19 protein-coding genes are annotated in these 19,756 nt (G+C 42.7%); 6 read left to right on the plus strand and 13 right to left on the minus strand.

What is annotated here, in order from left to right; translation table 11 throughout:
* Positions 1-373: 373 nt before the first annotated feature.
* Positions 374-1,852: an ATP-binding protein gene (locus JMV76_RS11935; protein WP_201502845.1), complete on the plus strand. Its 1,479-nt coding sequence runs from the start codon at positions 374-376 to the stop codon at positions 1,850-1,852.
* 76 nt (positions 1,853-1,928) lie between these two features.
* Here JMV76_RS11935 and JMV76_RS11940 read toward each other — a convergent pair whose 3' ends face one another.
* The 13 genes from JMV76_RS11940 to JMV76_RS12000 form a co-directional block, all read right to left on the minus strand.
* Positions 1,929-2,108: a hypothetical protein gene (locus JMV76_RS11940; RefSeq protein WP_045452429.1), complete on the minus strand. Its 180-nt coding sequence runs from the start codon at positions 2,106-2,108 to the stop codon at positions 1,929-1,931.
* A 202-nt stretch (positions 2,109-2,310) separates the two neighbouring features.
* Positions 2,311-3,999: an ATP-binding protein gene (locus JMV76_RS11945; protein ID WP_201502846.1), complete on the minus strand. Its 1,689-nt coding sequence runs from the start codon at positions 3,997-3,999 to the stop codon at positions 2,311-2,313.
* Between the two features lie 314 nt (positions 4,000-4,313).
* A complete protein-coding gene (locus tag JMV76_RS11950; RefSeq protein ID WP_045445894.1) occupies positions 4,314-5,030 on the minus strand; it encodes a response regulator in 717 nt (238 codons plus the stop codon).
* A 656-nt stretch (positions 5,031-5,686) separates the two neighbouring features.
* Positions 5,687-6,103 (minus strand): F0F1 ATP synthase subunit epsilon, encoded by a 417-nt coding sequence (locus JMV76_RS11955; RefSeq protein WP_021812807.1) that lies wholly within the window; start codon positions 6,101-6,103, stop codon positions 5,687-5,689.
* 104 nt (positions 6,104-6,207) lie between these two features.
* A complete protein-coding gene (gene atpD, locus JMV76_RS11960; RefSeq protein ID WP_045452427.1) occupies positions 6,208-7,641 on the minus strand; it encodes a F0F1 ATP synthase subunit beta in 1,434 nt (477 codons plus the stop codon).
* A 50-nt stretch (positions 7,642-7,691) separates the two neighbouring features.
* Positions 7,692-8,573, minus strand: a complete 882-nt coding sequence (gene atpG, locus JMV76_RS11965) for a F0F1 ATP synthase subunit gamma (RefSeq protein WP_045445883.1) — start codon at positions 8,571-8,573, stop codon at positions 7,692-7,694.
* A gap of 226 nt (positions 8,574-8,799) precedes the next feature.
* On the minus strand, positions 8,800-10,344 hold the full coding sequence (gene atpA, locus JMV76_RS11970) for a F0F1 ATP synthase subunit alpha (RefSeq protein ID WP_055125356.1): 1,545 nt from the start codon (positions 10,342-10,344) through the stop codon (positions 8,800-8,802).
* Between the two features lie 93 nt (positions 10,345-10,437).
* Positions 10,438-11,061, minus strand: a complete 624-nt coding sequence (locus JMV76_RS11975; protein WP_201502847.1) for a F0F1 ATP synthase subunit delta — start codon at positions 11,059-11,061, stop codon at positions 10,438-10,440.
* Positions 11,062-11,074: 13 nt separating this feature from the next.
* Positions 11,075-11,545, minus strand: a complete 471-nt coding sequence (locus tag JMV76_RS11980) for a F0F1 ATP synthase subunit B (RefSeq protein WP_045452424.1) — start codon at positions 11,543-11,545, stop codon at positions 11,075-11,077.
* A gap of 117 nt (positions 11,546-11,662) precedes the next feature.
* Complete coding sequence (gene atpE / locus JMV76_RS11985; protein WP_010197960.1) at positions 11,663-11,911, minus strand: F0F1 ATP synthase subunit C; 249 nt, start codon at positions 11,909-11,911, stop codon at positions 11,663-11,665.
* Positions 11,912-11,944: 33 nt separating this feature from the next.
* Positions 11,945-12,811, minus strand: a complete 867-nt coding sequence (gene atpB / locus JMV76_RS11990) for a F0F1 ATP synthase subunit A (RefSeq protein ID WP_055125357.1) — start codon at positions 12,809-12,811, stop codon at positions 11,945-11,947.
* Between the two features lie 684 nt (positions 12,812-13,495).
* A complete protein-coding gene (locus JMV76_RS11995) occupies positions 13,496-13,894 on the minus strand; it encodes an ATP synthase subunit I (protein ID WP_201502848.1) in 399 nt (132 codons plus the stop codon).
* Positions 13,895-14,185: 291 nt separating this feature from the next.
* Positions 14,186-14,986, minus strand: coding sequence for a metal ABC transporter solute-binding protein, Zn/Mn family (locus JMV76_RS12000; RefSeq protein ID WP_227690358.1), 801 nt, complete (start codon positions 14,984-14,986; stop codon positions 14,186-14,188).
* A gap of 285 nt (positions 14,987-15,271) precedes the next feature.
* Here JMV76_RS12000 and JMV76_RS12005 point away from each other — a divergent pair, with 285 nt between their 5' ends.
* From JMV76_RS12005 to dksA, 5 genes are all read left to right on the plus strand, one after another.
* Positions 15,272-15,865: a Fur family transcriptional regulator gene (locus JMV76_RS12005; RefSeq protein ID WP_201502850.1), complete on the plus strand. Its 594-nt coding sequence runs from the start codon at positions 15,272-15,274 to the stop codon at positions 15,863-15,865.
* An 80-nt stretch (positions 15,866-15,945) separates the two neighbouring features.
* Entirely contained in the window at positions 15,946-16,743 is a 798-nt protein-coding gene (locus JMV76_RS12010; RefSeq protein ID WP_227690360.1) for a metal ABC transporter ATP-binding protein, read from the plus strand.
* A gap of 106 nt (positions 16,744-16,849) precedes the next feature.
* A complete protein-coding gene (locus JMV76_RS12015) occupies positions 16,850-17,668 on the plus strand; it encodes a metal ABC transporter permease (RefSeq protein WP_055125361.1) in 819 nt (272 codons plus the stop codon).
* 250 nt (positions 17,669-17,918) lie between these two features.
* Positions 17,919-18,764 carry a metallophosphoesterase gene (locus JMV76_RS12020; RefSeq protein WP_201502851.1) on the plus strand — a complete coding sequence of 282 codons (846 nt, stop codon included), beginning with the start codon at positions 17,919-17,921 and terminating at the stop codon, positions 18,762-18,764.
* Positions 18,765-19,257: 493 nt separating this feature from the next.
* Positions 19,258-19,695, plus strand: a complete 438-nt coding sequence (dksA, locus tag JMV76_RS12025) for an RNA polymerase-binding protein DksA (RefSeq protein ID WP_045445865.1) — start codon at positions 19,258-19,260, stop codon at positions 19,693-19,695.
* Positions 19,696-19,756 lie beyond the last annotated feature (61 nt).

The following is a 19,756-nucleotide window of genomic DNA, read 5'->3' on the forward strand; positions in this document are numbered from 1 at the left end:
TGTAAAATACAATTGATCATCACCACTGATTTTTAACTGAAGATACTGCCTCTACATCATGTCCAAGTGGCTCGTTGCTGTATTATTCAGCGCTGTATTATTCGGTGCTATATTACTCAGTACTATATTAGTGCAAATTTGAGTATTCAATTGTTGCCTACTGTTTTAAAGCCATCCGTGTCATTCATTGATTATGCTACTCTATGACATAGTCAGCGAGTGAATGATGCTATCGCCTAACGAATTGCGCCATCGCTCAAGAATCGCAACCATTATGCTATTCATAAGTATCGCATGTTGTTTTTGAACGACATAAGAAAGCACCATTTTTACACTAAACTCAATAAAGCATCTTTTAATATGTTGGATCCATATGACCACACCAAAATCGCAACCACGTCGCAAAGGGCGGTTTACGCGCTCTTACTCCAACACTTGGCTGACAACCTTGATGGTCTCTTTCATTGTTCTTATCAGTGTCAGCTTGTCGATTCTGTTTTTTTGGCGCAGTCTATATTTACCCGAGCTTAAAAACCATGCGCGTTACTTGACGAGCGAGCTGCAGTTGATGAATAGTGTCAACAAAGACTGGAAAAATCGTCCTGAAGTACGCCAATGGATTTATCAACACTCACATGTCGTGGTAGTGAATAACCCTAATGACTTTCCAGCAGTGTCTGATAAGGCCTTTGTCGGCGTCTTCACTGATGTCTTACAACGCGAAATCGGTGCGCAATTGGGTCGACCTGTCGAGGTTTATTTTAAATTCAAACCGACACCACAGCTTTGGGTGCAAGACAGCCGTGATGACAGCTTTTGGATTCGTGAACCCGTGGTTTATTATTCACAATATAGTCCAGCATTATTGGTGCTTTTCCTAATCGGATTGCCTATTTTATCGCTGCTGACCATTATTCTACTGGCGCGGCAATTAAATCGTCCGCTACGATATTTACAGCGTGCTGCGACCAACTATATTCGCCTCGGTCATGCCACTACGTTGCCAACACAAAAAGGACCTACGGAGATACGTCAGGTCAACATGGCATTCAATCGTCTATTCACGACGTTAAATCAAGCACAAAAAGAGCGTACGATCATGCTCGCTGGTACCTCGCATGATCTGCGAACGCCTCTAACTCGTATGCGTTTGACTGCTGAGATGCTACCTGATGACTTTTTCCGAGAGGGATTAATTTATGATATTGAAGACATGGATGCCATTTTAGAGCAGTTTATCTCGTTTATGAAAGATGGCTCCGATGAGCCAGTCAGCCTAACCAATTTGGATACCATCTTTAATGAGATCATGGTGCAATTTGCACCAATGGAGTTCATCTATCAATCAGAGTGTCACAAAGTGGTTCCTGTGCGCCCCATGTCTATCAAACGCCTTGTGATCAATCTGGTCAATAATGCCAAGCGTTATGGCAAACCGCCCATTTACCTGTCAGCGACTGTTGTGCCAACTTTTATAGAAACCATTGAAGAGGAAGATAGCGATGTCGTCAGTGAAAATGTCGTCAATAGAGAGGCGCAAGAACAATTGCTGATATGTGTGCGTGACTGTGGTGATGGCGTTGCAGAAGATCAGCTAGAACGTATTATGCAGCCTTTTGAACGCGGAGAGACAGCACGTACCACACAAGGCAGTGGTTTAGGTCTAGCGATTGTCGATCGTATCGCCAGATTGCATCATGGGACGGTAGAAGCCATTAATCATCCCGACGGAGGTTTACAAGTGTGTGTGCGTATTCCTCTGCTTTCCAAGGTTGCTGGAGATACAACCATGGCAAACGATACAGAAAAAATGCCTGTCTTTAATGATAAGATTTGGAACAAAGAAGACTGATAGCAGTTGAATTGTTCATCACTAAAGCTAATAAATGCTCAAAACAATTCGCTGCGACTATTTAGTTGTATAACACCTAGTCTTTGTTTCCAATAATAGGTGGAATATATTTGGCGCTATTCGTAAACGCTAATGGCTGCGTAATACTTTCTTGTGCTGCTGTTAACGTTTGCGTCGTCGATGGCTGCTGCAAGAATAAATAGTAGCCCAACGTTATTGCATTTAGTACCACCAAACCACCAAATAAATATGGCATCCTTTGCCCTCCTCTGATTTAAAGCTATCTTTAAACCGTTAATAATAAAAATTAACCGACAATTCTATCTAAGGTGTGTATTCATTCTAAAGATGAGATTGAGAACACTGCTTAGAAATTGAGCAAGTTTATTTGTCACACACTGCTTAATTGATGCCGCTATTTTTATACTAAAAAATAACGACAACCCTGTGCAGTGGCATTATTTATCTTCAAAACCACGCTCGCTTTTTTCTTGCGTCAGTTCATCAGCAGCCAAAATTTGTGTCAGTGGCTTGATAGGCCACGTCATGACAAATCGTGCACCGCCAAGCTCTCGGCTCTCATCGACTTTCATACTACCATTAAACCAAAAGGCAATGCGCGATACAATAGACAAGCCTAAACCATAGCCGCCTGAGGCGCGTGTGCGACTGTCATCTAAACGTGAAAATGGAATAAAGACCTTTTCACGATCTGCTTCTGGAATACCATGACCATCATCCTCAACACTAACAAAAGCATTGCCCTTTCTGACGCCAGCACTAATGATAATCGTGGTTTCTGCATAACGTAAGGCATTGCCCGCCAGATTTTGAATCACACGGTGTAAATAACGCCTATCTGCGACAGCGGTTACTTTAGCATTCGGCAGCTTGGTCACTATTTTGATAGGCTTACCCAAGGCATTGGTTTCACGCTCAATCTGCTCCAATAACTCTCTAAGATTGACTGGTTCTAAATCCAGCTTTGGTGAGCCTTCTTCGAGCTTGGCGTAAGTCAAAATCTCATCAATCAAGCCATTAAGCGCTTCGATATCTTCATCAATAAAATCACGCTGCATAAAACGTGAGTCTTCGTCATCCGTATCAGCCAACATATCAACGGCAAAACGAATACGAGCCACCGGTGTACGCAGCTCATGTGATACCGCTCGCGTTAATTCTCGCTGCGACTCAATAAGGCGCTTGATATGCGAGGTCATGGCATTAAAAGTCGCGGCTAAACGGGCAATTTCATCCTGCCCAATGACTTGAACTTGACTTTCAAGATCACCTTTACTCACCTCATTGACACCAACCTGAATCAACTGCAATTTACGCTCAAGTGGAAAAATCAACGCATACACTCCTAAGCTGATTAAAAACATGCTGATAAGAATCATACTAATAATCAGATTAAGTGGGAACCAATTGAATAATGGCACCGGACCAATCAATATCGCCATGTCATTGATTTCAGAAGGCACCACTACTCTAATAGCCGAATTACTTTTGCTGCTATTGGTATCTTGTAAGGAAATAACCACTTCATCTCGGCGTAATCGTGCAAGCTGATCGGTATCCAAATCCAGTGTATTGACGGCCTTAAACTCTAAAGGAAAGGAAAACTTTTTTTCCAGCTCAGCCAAACGGGTACGCTTGTCAGATAACGTCACATAGTAAGACAAATCATCTAATAAAAACACAGCGATTGCCCGTACTTGCTGCTCAGTCACTTGCGATATTCTAGCGGTCAAAACGCTTTGATTGTCCGGTAGACGATAATACACATCGGCATAGACAGGTTGCTCGGTATAACGAACGACCGTATTGCCATTTTCAAAACGCCGCAGTTCACTGGCATTAAAGTCTACTTCATCAATAGGCAAAACTTTGAATTCTGAGCCAAATAAACTACTGGCATCAGACAACCAATATTCACGCTGCTCTTCACTTTCCTGATGAGCGATACCTTCACTCACCAGATGAAAAGCCCCTGTTGCCATGTTTTCACGGTAGGATTGGACGCGCTCTTTGTTGATGGTATCCATCAACAGTTGAGCAAACAATGCCACACACAAACAGACTATGAGTAGCCCAGCATAAATACGAACAAAGATACTGTGTTTTAAAGAAGAGACTAATGACATACGTGCCGTAACCAACTTAATGAAGAAAAACTGCCGACATCATTCAGCAAACAAGCGCTGCGTGATAAATGATATCAAACACTGTTGAATAAGAAACCATTCTGGCTGCTGTATTTTAATTTATAACTGAGCATCACCTAAAATCCATTTACCTCATGTACATTTAGGCAGCACCCACAATAATTGCTTAATTAAACCACATAACGCTGTATTTAAGTTCAAAAATTAAAATTTAGCCACAAAAAAACCAGCCTAGTTGCTGGTTTCTTTGGTCACGCTAATGAGCAATGAGCCGTTGCCGGAGCAAAATTGACTTAGTTGCCTTCTTTAACGAACAAATACCCTTTACTACGAACGGTTTTGATACGTTTTGGATTTTCTGGATCATCACCGATTTTTGGACGAATGCGTGAGATACGAACGTCAATTGAGCGATCTTGACCGTCATATTCAATACCACGTAGACGCTCAAAGATATCTTCACGCGAAAGAATTCGACCCGCATTAGAAGCAAGCAACCATAATAAGTCATATTCAGCGCTGGTGAAATCAACCAACTCATCACCTAAATTCACTGAACGACCGCCATTGTCGATAACCAGTTCACCAAATTCTAGGCGCTGTGGTACATCTTCTGATGGGGCATTTTCTGAGCGACGTAATAACGCACGAATACGTGCTAGCAAGACACGTGGCTGAGCAGGTTTAGCGACATAATCATCAGCACCCATCTCAAGACCCAGTACCTGATCCATATCTTCAGTACGCGCAGTCAGCATCAAAATAGGATTCTGATAGTGCGGGCGTACTTCACGACATACCGTCAGTCCATCGCTACCAGGAAGCATGACATCAAGTACGACCAAATCTGGTTGTTCACTGACGATGCGACGAATAGCACGATTACCATCGGTTTCGATAGCGACTTCTAAACCATTTTTGACCAAGTAATCTTGAGTCAACATGGCCAGACGCTCATCATCCTCAACAATCAAAATTCGGGGGGTGTTGTCTTCTTCATTCGTTGTCATTGTTATATCCTCTAATACATCTCATTTAAAAGCAGTAAAAGTAAGAGCGGTAAAATTAATAGCACCATTAAGTGGCACAATTGATGTTGGTATAGCTGTTACAAACTTGGTAGCACAGTATACTATTAAACATACAGCTTCCTATACTATAGCTTATAGTCGTTAACAAAACCTATAAACTACACCCATTAAAACTTTAGTTTACGTCCAAAAATTATGAGCTTTATACAAATAATAGCAAGTGAAATGTTTTTTTACGACCCTTTCTTCACCTGAATTTCTATAAGCAGCCAATCTTAATGCAGCGCACAGTGATAGGATACTTGATTGATACTGATACTTGTATTCCTGTTACGTCTAATATAGCGATATATCACCTTTGCTGCCAGTGACTTTTTCATCTACTATTCCCGTACTGCCTATTATTATTCGATACATAATTAGTAAATGCATAGTTCATGTGTGCATAGTTAGTTAACACTCATATTTAAAAAACTGACTGTCGAGATCGAAATTGCATCATAAATCGTGTATTTATCCTCGATCAACAAGCATAGAATATTAAATAATAAACATAAAAAAACAGCCCATGATGGACTGTTTTTTTATATCTGTGGTAAGAGTCAAAAGGAAACTCTAAAATTTTCCACAAAAAATTAAGCGCGGTTTTTGTACTTACGGATAGTCTGTAGCTGTGCCACAGACTCTGCTAATGATGCTAAAGCTGCATTAGTTTGTACAGTATCCGATTGATTAACCAGCATTTGCTCAGCCTTTTTACGTGCTTCGACAATTTTGCTTTCATCAAGGTTATGTGCACGCATCGCTGTATCAGCCAATACGGTAACCATCTTCGGCTGTACTTCTAAAACACCGCCTGATACATAAATCACTTCTTCTTCACCGTTTGGTGTTTGCACTCGCATCGCACCCGGTTTTAACAAAGTAATAAGCGGTGTGTGACCTGGCAATACACCAATCTCGCCTTCGGTACCAGTAGCTATTAACATGCTAATTTCGCCTGAATACAACTCTTCACGAGCACTTACGACGCGACATTGTAACGTTGCCATACTTAACTCCTTACGATCAAAACACAATCAAAACTGCGAGACGTTACTAACTGGCAAATAGACTTTTTATGGTCTATCTGCCCTTTAGCAAATGCTAACACAACTTACGCTGCAGTAGATTTCATTTTTTCTGCTTTAGCAACAACTTCGTCGATGCCACCAGCCATATAGAACGCTTGCTCTGGTAGGTCATCGTATTCACCAGCGATGATTGCTTTAAAGCTAGCAATGGTATCGCGTAGTGGTACATATTTACCAGGTGCGCCAGTAAAGACTTCAGCAACGTGGAATGGCTGTGATAAGAAGCGCTGAATCTTACGCGAACGATAAACGACTAGTTTATCTTCTTCTGATAACTCATCCATACCCAAGATAGCGATGATGTCTTTTAGCTCACGATAGCGCTGCAAAATCTCTTGCACGCCACGAGCAACGTTATAATGCTCTTCGCCAATGACTAATGGATCTAGCTGACGCGAGGTTGAATCTAGCGGATCAACCGCTGGATAGATACCTTGTGAAGCAATATCACGACTCAATACAACCGTTGCATCCAAATGCGCAAACGTCGTTGCTGGTGATGGATCCGTCAAATCATCCGCAGGAACATATACTGCTTGAACTGAGGTGATAGAGCCAGACTGAGTTGAGGTAATACGCTCTTGCAGCATACCCATCTCTTCAGCAAGTGTTGGCTGATAACCAACCGCAGATGGCATACGACCAAGTAGTGCTGATACTTCAGTACCGGCTAGTGTATAACGGTAGATGTTATCAACGAACAGCAATACGTCACGACCTTTGCCAGTGGCAGGATCTTTGGTATCACGGAAGTATTCAGCCATGGTCAAACCAGACAACGCAACACGCAAGCGGTTACCCGGTGGCTCATTCATCTGGCCGTATACCATCGCAACTTTAGATTTACTAAAGTCTTCAGTGTTTACAACGCCAGCTTCTTGCATTTCGTGATAGAAATCGTTACCTTCACGAGTACGCTCACCAACACCAGCAAATACTGACAAACCTTCATGTTTTAGAGCGATGTTATTGATCAGCTCCATCATGTTAACGGTTTTACCAACACCAGCACCACCAAACAGACCAACTTTACCACCTTTAGCAAACGGGCAAAGTAGATCAATAACTTTAATACCAGTTTCTAACAGCTCAGTGCTGTTTGACTGATCCGCGTAGCTTGGCGCTTCACGGTGGATAGACCATTTTTCATCAGCTTCTACAGGACCTTCTTCATCGATAGGACGACCAAGAACATCCATGATACGGCCAAGCGTACCAATACCAACAGGCACAGCAATAGGCGCACCAGTGTTAGTGACTGTTAAGTTACGCTTTAGGCCTTCAGTTGAACCCATTGCGATAGTACGGACGATGCCATCACCTAGTTGTTGCTGTACTTCTAGGGTGGTTTCGGTACCATCTACTTGCAAGGCATCATAAATCTGAGGAACTTCACTACGGTTGAACTCAACGTCAAGAACCGCGCCAATAATCTGTACAATACGACCGCTACTCATTGCGTTCTCCTTGAACTTCTGTATATAGTGGGTTTCATAAGGGGTTTCAATTATGAAACAGCAGCAGCACCGCCAACGATTTCCGAGATTTCTCGGGTAATCGCCGCTTGACGCAGCTTGTTATAAACCAACTGTAAATCGTTAATTAGGTCACCAGCATTATCTGTCGCCGCTTTCATTGCAACCATACGTGAGGACTGCTCAGAGGCAATGTTTTCCATTACCGCTTGATACACAATCGACTCAATATAGCGGCCAAGCAACTCATCAATCAATGTTTTGATATCAGGCTCGTAGATATAATCCCAGCTCAGTTCTGTTTGAATGCCGCTCTCTTCTTCACCAAACGCACTGTCTGGTAAAGGTACCAACTGATTGACAGTCGGCTTTTGGGTCATCGCATTAACAAACTTATTATAAACCACATAGATGCGGTCTATTTTACCGTTAGTATAATCGTCAAGCATCGCTTGAACCGGTGCGTTTATCTGCTCAAACGTTGGCTTATCACCATAATCGGTTACTGCCGAGGTCACTTTACCACCAAAGTTTTTGAAAAAACTCACACCTTTAGCGCCAATGACTGCAAACTCAGTTTGTACAGATTGATCTTGATACTGCTGGATACTCTTAGATAAAGCTTTGAATAAGTTAATATTCAAACCACCCGCCAGACCGCGATCAGAGGTAATGACAATATAGCCAACCTTATTGACTGGACGCGAGACCATATACGGATGTTTATAGTCTGATGAGGCATGCACCAAATGTGAAATAACCCGGCGCATACTATCAGCATACGGGCGACCCACTTCCATGCGCTCTTGGGCACGGCGCATTTTACTTGCCGCAACCATTTGCATAGCACGAGTAATTTTCTGGGTGCTTTTAATACTGGTGACTTTGGCACGTATCTCTTTTAAGCTTGCCATAATGATTCCAATATAAGAGGGTTAAAAAGCATTGGCGCATGCGACAATTATTTAGTATATAACATCAATCTAACAAATTAATGTTATATATTTTGTGCATGACGCGATCTAATACCGTCAATGGTTAGAACAGTGGCGCTACTGTCTTAATAAAAAAATACAAGACAATGCGCCACTTTATTAGCCATCAAAGACAGCCATAACCAATTCGGCTTAACCCGTTAAATTAATAACTGTGATTTTGTTTAAAGGTCTCTAAAGATGACTTCAAACGACCTGCGATATCATCATTATAATTCGCAGTATCATCAATTTCACGCATCAATTCACTCTGCTCATCATGCATATAGCGTAAGTAAGCTTCTTCAAAAGAACCGATTTTTTCAACAGGAACGTCCGCTAAAAAGCCTTCATTCGATGCATAGATAACTGCAGCTTGCTCAGAGATTGACATTGGCTGATACTGCTTCTGCTTCATCAATTCAGTCACACGCTCACCATGATCAAGCTGTTCGCGAGTCGCGTCATCAAGATCTGAGGCAAACTGAGCAAAGGCGGCCAGTTCACGATACTGAGCCAGTGCAGTACGGATACCACCAGATAGCTTTTTGATGATCTTAGTCTGAGCTGCCCCGCCCACACGAGATACCGAGATACCAGCGTTAACTGCTGGACGGATACCTGAGTTGAATAGGCTTGATTCTAAGAAAATCTGACCATCAGTGATTGAAATCACGTTAGTCGGTACGAATGCAGATACGTCACCAGCTTGGGTTTCAATAATTGGCAGTGCGGTTAAAGAACCGGTTTTACCAACTACTTCACCATTAGTGAATTTTTCTACGTACGCCGCGTTTACGCGTGATGCACGCTCAAGTAAACGTGAATGTAAATAGAATACATCACCAGGATACGCTTCACGACCTGGCGGACGACGTAGCAATAGTGAAATTTGACGATAAGCAACGGCTTGTTTTGATAAGTCATCAAATACAATCAGTGCGTCTTCACCGCGGTCACGGAAGTATTCGCCCATCGTACAACCTGAATACGGTGCGATATACTGTAGTGCGGCAGGCTCTGATGCTGATGCAACCACAACCGTGGTATATGCTAATGCACCAGTTTGCTCAAGCTTGCGTACGACGTTTGCAATGGTAGAACGTTTCTGACCGATTGCGACGTATACACACTTGATACCAGATGATTTCTGCGCGATGATCGCATCGATAGCCATCGCGGTTTTACCCGTCTGACGGTCACCAATGATAAGCTCACGCTGACCACGACCAATTGGAATCATAGTATCAACGGCTTTATAACCCGTCATTACTGGTTGATCTACTGATTGACGATCAATAACGCCTGGGGCGATTTTTTCGACTTTATCAGTCATTTTGGCATCGATAGGACCTTTGCCATCAATAGGATTTCCCAAGGCGTCAACAACACGACCTAGCAACTCAGGACCTACTGGTACTTCAAGAATACGACCAGTACAATAGGCTTTTTGACCTTCTTGCAGCTTTAGGTAATCACCAAGTACTACCGCGCCGACAGAATCACGCTCTAAGTTAAGCGCCATTCCATAGATTTCGCCTTCAAACTCAATCATTTCGCCGTACATGGCATCTTCAAGACCATGAATCTGCACGATACCGTCAGATACTTTGACAATCGTGCCTTCATTCTTTGCAGTTGCACCCGCATCAAGGTCTTGAATACGCTGCTTAATCAGGTTACTGATTTCCGCTGGATTCAATTGTTGCATTGCCTTGTTTCCTTTAATTTATGATAACCCGCCCACTGACTTAAATGCTCTTACTTTCACGCAGATCATAGATGACTGCGCTGGTAAATGGCATTAGGCCGTTAGCTGTGTTTTTAACTGTTGTAACTTGCCGCGCATCGAATCATCAATGATTTTATCACCGACTTTGATGGTAGCGCCTGCCAATAGACTTAGATCGACCGACTCATGAATCACCACACTAGCATTTAACGATGCAGCAAGGCGCGTTTGAAGCATTTCACGCTGAGCGTCAGTCAATGGATAGGCAGAGGTCACGTAAGCATCAAGCTGCTTTAAGCTTATTGCCTTGTGGCGGCGATAATGCTCATAAACTTCAGGAAGCAGCGCCAGACGCTCTTGCTGCGCCAACTGCTTAATAAAATTATTGAGCGCTGGTGACACTTTAGGATAGCTAATACTATTACCATAACGAGAGCCTTTGCTCTCGCCTAGTAGCTGTTTAAAAGCAGAGTCGCTATCACCAGCCACTTGTGAGTCATAAAGATCAACCAAAGCAGCTGACTTATGCTCAGCCGTAACGGCTGGATTTTCTAGCCATGTACGGAACGCTTTGTCATTGACAATTGCACTGGCGACAAACAAGAAATTTTCCCACTCGTTTACGGCCCCGTTTTCGTTGGCATAGTCAAACGCGGCTTTAGCGTAGGGTCGTGCTAAGGTTGATAAGTCAGCCATTATATCCTCACAGTTACAGCTTTGCCGCCAGTTGGTCTAACATACTGGCATGTTTTTGCACATCGACTTTGTCTTGCAAAATCTTTTCTGCACCAAGTACAGCCAGTTCAGCAACTTGGGCACGTAATGATTCACGCGCTTGATTGATTTCTTGGTCGATAGACGCTTGCGCTTGTTGACGAATGCGCTCGCCTTCCACTTGGGCCTGCATTTTTGCATCTTCGACAAGCTGGTTGGCACTCTTGTTCGCTTGCTCGATTAAAGCAGCAGCTTTTGTCTTTGCAAGATCAAGCTCCTGCTGGACGTCTTGCTCAGCGGTCGCCAGATCTGCTTTTGCTTTCTCTGCGGCATTCAGGCCTTCAGCAATTTTACGCTGACGCTCATTGATGGCACCAATAAGTGGTGGCCACACGAATTTCATGCAGAACATCACAAAGATTGCAAAAGCAATGGCTTGACCGATGAGGGTAGAATTGATATTCACGTGATCACCTCTTTGTTAATGAAAAATCAGTTTCATTGATCATATTTGATAGCCAAACTTTGGCTATGGTTAAGATACAAACTTTGACTACCAAACATTTACAACTGAGCTTTCTGATTAACCTGCTAGAGGGTTAGCGAACAACAATAGCATAGCAATACCAACACCGATCATCGGAATAGCATCAAGAAGACCTGCTACGATGAACATACGAGTTTGCAGCTGTGAACCAAGTTCTGGCTGACGCGCAACGCCTTCTAGGAATTTACCACCTAGAATAGCAAAACCAATACCTGTACCTAGTGCACCTAAACCGATAAGTAGTGCTACTGCGATAACTGTGTAACCACCTAATACTGGATCCATGGATGTATCCTCATTTACCTATTGAATGTCTAATTAATGTTCAGTTGATGATGCAAGTGACATATAAACTATCGTCAGCATCATAAATACGAACGCTTGAAGTGTAATAATTAAGATGTGGAAAATAGCCCACGGTACTGATAACGCCCATTGAATCCAAAACGGCATTAGAGCAATCAGTATGAAAATCAACTCACCAGCATACATGTTACCGAATAGACGCAGACCTAAAGAGATAGGTTTCGCTATCAAAGTAACAAACTCTAAAATAAAGTTGATGGGTATTAAAATAATTTGTACGATAGGGTTTTTGGCACTAAACGGATGCAGTGTTAGCTCGCCAACAAAGCCGCCCAAACCTTTTTCCTTGATACTATAGAACAGAATCAGTATAAAGACAGAAAAAGACATGCCAAGCGTAATGTTAGGATCCGTCGTTGGAACGATCTTAAAGAACACATGATGTGGATCATGTCCCATCATTGCGCCGATTTGGCCAGCAATCATAGGAATAAAATCGACGGGTAGTAAATCCATCAAGTTCATTAAGAATATCCATACAAAGATAGTCAACGCCAAAGGCGCAATCAGCTTTGAGGTACCACTATACGAATCACGAACGTTGTTATCAACGAACTCAACGATCATCTCAACCGCGGCCTGAGTTTTGCCCGGCACGCCTGAAGTGACTTTTCTAGCGACCATCCAGAAGATGGCGCAGAAAACAATGCCTAGACCAATTGACCAAAGCATAGAATCAAGGTGGATGGCTTTAAAGCCCATTGCACTAGCTTCTTCAGCAGTATAGGCAACTTTCCAGCCTTCGCCCGGCAGATAGCCGTACGTCCAGTTCGTTAAGTGGTGAGAGATATAGTCTGTTGTTGTTTGCTCGCCTGCCATAATGTCAGCTTCTTATTAATCAACGATTTAATCAACTACCAAAAATATGGTTGTCATCTGATGAGGTTTTAACGATCCTATTTGACCTGCTAGCAAGCCGATGAACCATGCTAAAGCGCTCATGTAATCAATAACATCCAACCCATAGTTCTATTACTAGTGCGCAATTTGATAACTTAAGATAAATTTTAGCTATCAAAAAAGGGCTTATGATGATTCAGTAATAGCCCTTGTATATGTACGCGAAATTATTATATCTGTGTTTACTTACTGACGCGTTTCCACGATCGACGCTTAATACAGCGTTCATAAGCAAAATATTTAGCTGCCTATATTAATGCAGCGTTGTATTCGTGTAAAGTCAATTATGACTTTTTTATGCACTGTATGAATAAGTTAGCTACTATTAACGTTTACTAACATAGCTTTGCGTGATTAATTAAATTGTAAGAATTTAATTAGAGGCAATACTGATAGCTAATAATTGGCTATCGACTCCATTATCACACGCTATACTCATTTAAACGCTCATATCACAGTCTTTATGATCATTGGCGCTGTCTTTAGACAGTTTTGTATGTTTTGACTTTCTTATGAAATCAGTCATAGAGAAGCTGGACGGCAGGGTGACTTGCCTAGCACTATTAAGCACTCAACTATTGATATAGTCATCGTCTATTAATGCTAGCGTATATGCCACAACATCCAACTGTGACTAATTTGCATTACCATAAAACCGATAAACAGCGCAGGCGCAGATAGGGGTTGTACGGTAATAAAAATTAGTGCGAAACCAAACACAGTCAATAGCCATTTGGCCATTTGACCTCGATATAGCTGGCTAACAATATGTTGGCGCGCGCGATATCCAGTGTACCAAAAGATAAAAAAAGCAAATACAGCTTGGGTAGCAAAGCTGAGTAGCGCACCAATAGCGGCGCTTTTTGCGACAGTAAGCTCACTATGTAGCCAACTGGTATCTAAAGCCCAAGCAATAATAATAAGGATAAATAATATCCACGCTTGGCGTTTGATATAGATGCCAATTTTATCTTTTTGTGTGCGTTTGGCAGGCTCGGTCATCGGTAATGTAATCCTATAGCCTTACAGCATTGGGATAAGGTGGCAATATAACATCGTCGCGACACTTTTATCCGTGAACGGCTCACTCTACAGGTGTTACCTTTTAACCAAAATAAAACGCCACTTATTATAAGGGGCATACCACCGTTAAGCAAGAAAAATATACCTTTTATCAGTGACCTAGCTGAATCACTCATAGACATCATAGTTACTGACCAATGGATAACACCCAAAATATGACTACATAATGGCTGCTAAAGCGTTGCAAGCCACTATAGTTAATCAGTTATCCTACGATGTACATTGATAGATTTGCTGTGCCATCGTCTGCCAACCACTGACAAAGTCTTTACTATTGCTCATATCTTCAGGTTGCACAGTGGTTTTTACAGGCTGTAACTTAGCGAGTAGACCTTTGGCTGGTTGACTTGGGCTAACAAGACACATTTGTTTGGCTGGACGCTTCTCATTTAGCCAGCGTATTTGGCTTGCTCGTGGTGCCAAATGGTGGTCAGTGCTTAAACTGCCAACAAGCTTTAGGTTGGTGCTAGATTCGATGTATTGATAAGCATCATGATAGGCCCAATAAGGCTGGGTTTGCTGCTTGCCTTTAGCTTGTTTTACGAAAGATGCCACTCCCCTATCCATTCGCTGAGCAAATTTTTGTGCATTGGCGTGATAAAGTGCTTTATATTGCGGATTAGCATGGCTATGAATCACGGCAAGAGCACGAGTCATGGCTTTGGCATTTTCAGGATCTAACCATATATGTGGATCCAAGGTGCCAGCAATAGGCTTGCCTTGAACGTCACGTAGCGGATGACGATTAAAGGCATCAAATTCAAATAAGGCAATCGCATTGGGTGCGGTATTAAGGCTTGCCGCCAAGTTATTTTCTAATGGCTCACCAAACCACACGACAAATTTACTGTCCTGAATGGCTTTAATATCGCCTGGGCTGATACTGCCATGATGACCTACCTCCCCGGCCTGCAATAACTGCTTGGCGGGCGGTGAACCTTCAGTCACTGCTTGACTCAATAAAAACAGTGGGTAGTTACTCACGCTGACTGTTGCCGCTTGTGCACTCACAGTAAAGAGGCCTAATGCAACTATGCCCGTAATGAACCATCGCTGTAGTATAATGGTTGAGCTTAAAAAATATTTGAAAACTGAGTTCATAATAGATTCTTTAATGTATGAAAGATAAAATATAAGTGGAAACATTTAGACGTTATCATTGTTGTATCTGAGTGATCATTAAGGTATCAATAAATAAGCCAAGATCACTTATCTGCTCTTATTTTTAGTATGTTATACTATAACATTATAAATTACTATAATAACAGTGCCATTTTTTTTGCAGGAGCGTGCACCATGTCCACCAGTTTATCAGTCTGCGAACATTTACATGATGTGCAGGACTTTACGCCGCATGACGTGACCGAGCGCCTAATGGCAGCAAAAGAACAATGTCGCCTGAACGGTGCACGCTTTACCCCATTGCGCCAGCAAATATATCAATTGGTATTGGCAGCCAATAAACCTATCGGTGCATATGATTTGATCACGCAATTGCAGCAAATGCGCTTATCAGAGCCTGATAACAATGATGACAGCAGCGAAGCGCTTAGCTCGCAACAGCACCCAACGAAAGCGGCATCTAAAGAAATTAGCTCTAAAAAACAAATGCCAAAAAATGTCGCGCCACCCACTGTCTATCGCAGTCTGGAGTTTTTATTGAGTGAAGGCTTGATACATCAATTGACCTCTATCAATGCTTATGTGCCCTGCTGTCACCCACGCGCCCAGCATACCGCAGCATTTTTAATCTGTGGTCAATGTCAGCGTGTACAAGAATGTATCAGTGTACCCGTACAGGAAATGATGAGTTTTGCTGAGCAAGACGTTGGCTTTATTGTGGAACGCAGTGTGATTGAGCTGAGTGGTCGTTGCCAAGCGTGCCAGTAGCACGCCCTAACCACTGAAGCGTAAGTCTTTGTCATCCATTTTTTATTTGTATTACTCATTCACTTATTGGTTGTCATACTATGAGCCTGTCTACCTCACCGTCTAATCAACCGAACTTTTCCGCTGTTGATGGCAAAACCATTAATACTGCGAGTAAACTGCTGAGCCTAAGCGATGCCAGCTACGATATAGGGCATCAACGCTTACTCTCACATATTGATATCGACATTGCGGTTAATGGAACAGTCAGTCTTATTGGACCCAATGGCGCTGGTAAGTCAACGTTGGTCAAACTTATTTTGGGATTGATTGAGCCAACTAAAGGGCACATTAACTCTCATCAAAAGTTACAGCTTGGCTATGTGCCGCAGCGCTTTGCTGTACCGCCGATATTGCCATTACGAGTCTGCGATTTATTGGCACAAGCGGATAAAAGGCGCTTAACGTCTGAGCAGCGTCAATTTATCTTTGATAACTTGTCATTGACGCACTTACTATCGCGACAAATGCTGCACCTGTCGGGTGGTGAGACACAAAGGGTCTTGCTCGCGCGAGCACTGTTAGACAAACCCAACTTATTGATTTTAGATGAGCCGATGCAAGGACTGGACCCTGATACTGAGGTTTGGCTCTATCAGTTTATTGATGAGCTGCCGGAGTTTTTGCGTTGTGCCATGCTGGTGGTATCGCATGATCTGCATTGGGTCATGAAAGGCAGTCGACGCGTGATTTGTCTTAATAAGCATATTTGCTGTGAGGGACAACCAAGCGAGCTTGCCATTAGTAGTGAGTTTCAAAAGCTATTTGGGCATCATTATGAGCAGCCTTATGTACATCAACCGCATGCCTGTGAGCATCACGCCCCAAGCGAACTATAATCATTAAGGCGCGTTGAACATTCACAAATATAAAATATATCGAAGCTTGATACATCAAACACATATCGAGCGTTGAGCTTTATAAAAACTTTTACGGATATTCATTATGACTGCTTGGTTAGCCATCATTGCCCCCGCTTGGATCGCTGGCAGTATTTTAGCGTTACTATCAGCGCCTTTAGGTTGCTTAGTCTTGTGGCGACGCATGGCTTTTTTTGCTGATGCTTTAGCACATGGTACCTTGCTTGGCGTGGCTTTAGCAGTATGGTGGCAATTACCTATGGGTATTGGCATTGCCTTGGTCAGCGTCATGGTGGTGCTAGGGCTGGTATTAATCGATGATGAGCGCCTGCCTGTCGATGCGGTTTTGGCGGTGGTGGCGGTGTCATTGTTATGCTTAGGTTTATTGGCTTTGACCCAGTTGACTGACCAACAAGCAAACGTACTGGGGTTTTTGTTTGGTAATTTGCTAGAGCTTGATTGGGCAGACTTGCCCTTACTTGCTGGTAGCGTGCTGGTAGGGCTCGGTCTACTTATGTATATATGGCCTGCACAAATTAAGCTTGCCACTCATGAAGCACTGGCGCGTATTCAAGGTGTTAATCCGACACGCCAGCGGCTGTTCTTCATGGGCGTATTGGCGGGATTTTGTGCGATTGCCCTGCAAGCGGTTGGTAGTTTACTAATCAGCGGTTTATTGGTATTACCAGCATTAACGGCACGTTTGTGGTCATCATCGCCAAAACAAATGGTCGTTATATCGCTACTGATCGCACAGCTTGGGGTGACACTAGGCGTTTGGGGAAGCATCTGGCTAGATATTCAGACAGGACTTGCTATCGTATTAATATTAGCCATTTTATTTTTTATCGCGCTGATTTTCTCAAAGCTCAGCACTGCAAAAATTTGGTCAGCGCGCCGTTAGACACATTATGGTTCACATAAAGCCGCTGGTTTTTTATCCTCTTATCCAACTTTATTTCATCAATATGATAGAGCTTTCATTGATTTTATGTTATAAACTTGCCCTAATACCATCGACATACTAGCGGCGTCAAGCCAAAAAACATATTGGTCAGACCAAAATTCATTAGTCTACTCGATGCAGGACATCCATTTATCTATCATTCGTTTTAACAGCATCACTTGTTTCGATTCGATGAGGGACTGACCCAATGCTAAGCTATCCTGTTAATAACATTAGCACACCAGATGAACAGGTAAACATACTACAAATCACAGATTTGCATTTATCAACGCCCGTTTCTTCTAGTGTTGATGGCGATACTAACAATAGCGAAGCCACTGTCTGTCAGCAGTGCTTTGAAACAGTACTACAGCAAGCATTGAGTAGCGATATTCGCTGCGATTTGATTATCGTGACTGGCGACTTAGTCAATGAAGTCAAACCCGCTATTTACGATCATATTTTTGAGGTATTGCAAGCGACCCATATTCCTTTTGCTTGTATCGCAGGCAATCATGATGTGACGGATGAAATAGGCAGTGACTTGCCATTCTTTGAGCGCGAACTGATTGCTCAACCTGCTGACCCGCGCTTGCTAAGCCGGCATGTCATTGAGACTGATCGTTGGCAGCTGCTGTTATTAGATTCATCCATCACGGGTAAAGTCGCGGGCGAGATAACGCCTACCGATATTGACTGGTTATGCGAGAGACTCGATGCTTGTGATAAGCCTGCGCTGATTGCTCTACATCATCATGTCATTCCCGTAGACTCTGACTGGATTGACACGCATATGGCAGAGAATAGTGAGGCCTTTTGGCAGCATCTGTTAGGATTTGACCATCTCAAGGTCATTATCAGTGGTCATACGCACCAAGAGCAGGTTCGCCATCGTCAAGGAGTCACGGTCTATAGTACGCCATCTACTTGCTACCAGTTTAAGCCTTATGAGAATGATTTCTCCTATGATAAAAACGTCGCGCCCGGTTACCGTTGGTTGCAATTAGCCAACAATGGAAAGGTTGCAAGCTGGGTAGAAAGACTGGATACTTGACGCCCAGATTTATTGGCACCCATACTGATGTAAGCCCTTATATTTCAAGCTATTGACTGATATTTCTGAGTTCAGAATACAATGGCTGGCACGGTAAAAACGACATGATGATGAAAAATAACTTCATTATTGTCAGAAACAATGATACAACGTATAAAACGAAATGAGGACTGCCTAGTATCTGGTATTAGGTAGAATTATAATAGCTAGGATGGCTAAATCGATCACAGCTAAGTCTCCACAGTCAGTGATTTGTCGCATTATTAAGACAACGCTATTTAAATAAAAATATGCATAACCATATACCTGACCATTGATAGATTGCTTTGAGCATATCAAGATAACTGTACTATTAGATCCGCTGTGTTACTTGTGTTACCAAGTGGTAAAACGTTTTATAAAGGGACAAATTATAGCGTTTATGACATTGATAGCGTCTTGTCTTTTGATACGTCGTTTTATTGAATTAATTTGAAAAAAGTAGGATACCCATATGAGCACCCTGACCACGAATCCAAGTGAAGCTAAGTTTACTCCTTATGTGCCTGCCAAAGACGAAGAGTACATGTCTGATGCGCAGTTAGAGCACTTTAAGGCTATATTATTGGATTGGAAGAGCCAACTGATTGGCGAAGCGGATCGCACCAAGACTTATATCCAAGACGAGTCCAGTGCTATGCCAGATATCAATGATCGCGCCACCCAAGAAGAAGAGTTTGCCCTCGCATTGCGTACGCGTGACCGTGAACGTAAGCTCATTCGCAAAATTGATAAATCTATGTCAGAAATTGAAAATGATGATTATGGATTTTGTGAAACTTGTGGCGTAGAGATTGGTCTGCGTCGTCTCGAAGCGCGCCCAACAGCTACCCAGTGTATCGATTGTAAAACCCTGTCTGAGATTAAAGAACGCCAAAATCAAGGCGCTTAAAAGAGTTACGACTCATCTCAATAGTAGAATGTAAGCATAAGCGACCATAACATGGTCGCTT

The organism is Psychrobacter cibarius (assembly GCF_904845955.1).
Lineage (GTDB): Bacteria > Pseudomonadota > Gammaproteobacteria > Pseudomonadales > Moraxellaceae > Psychrobacter > Psychrobacter cibarius_B.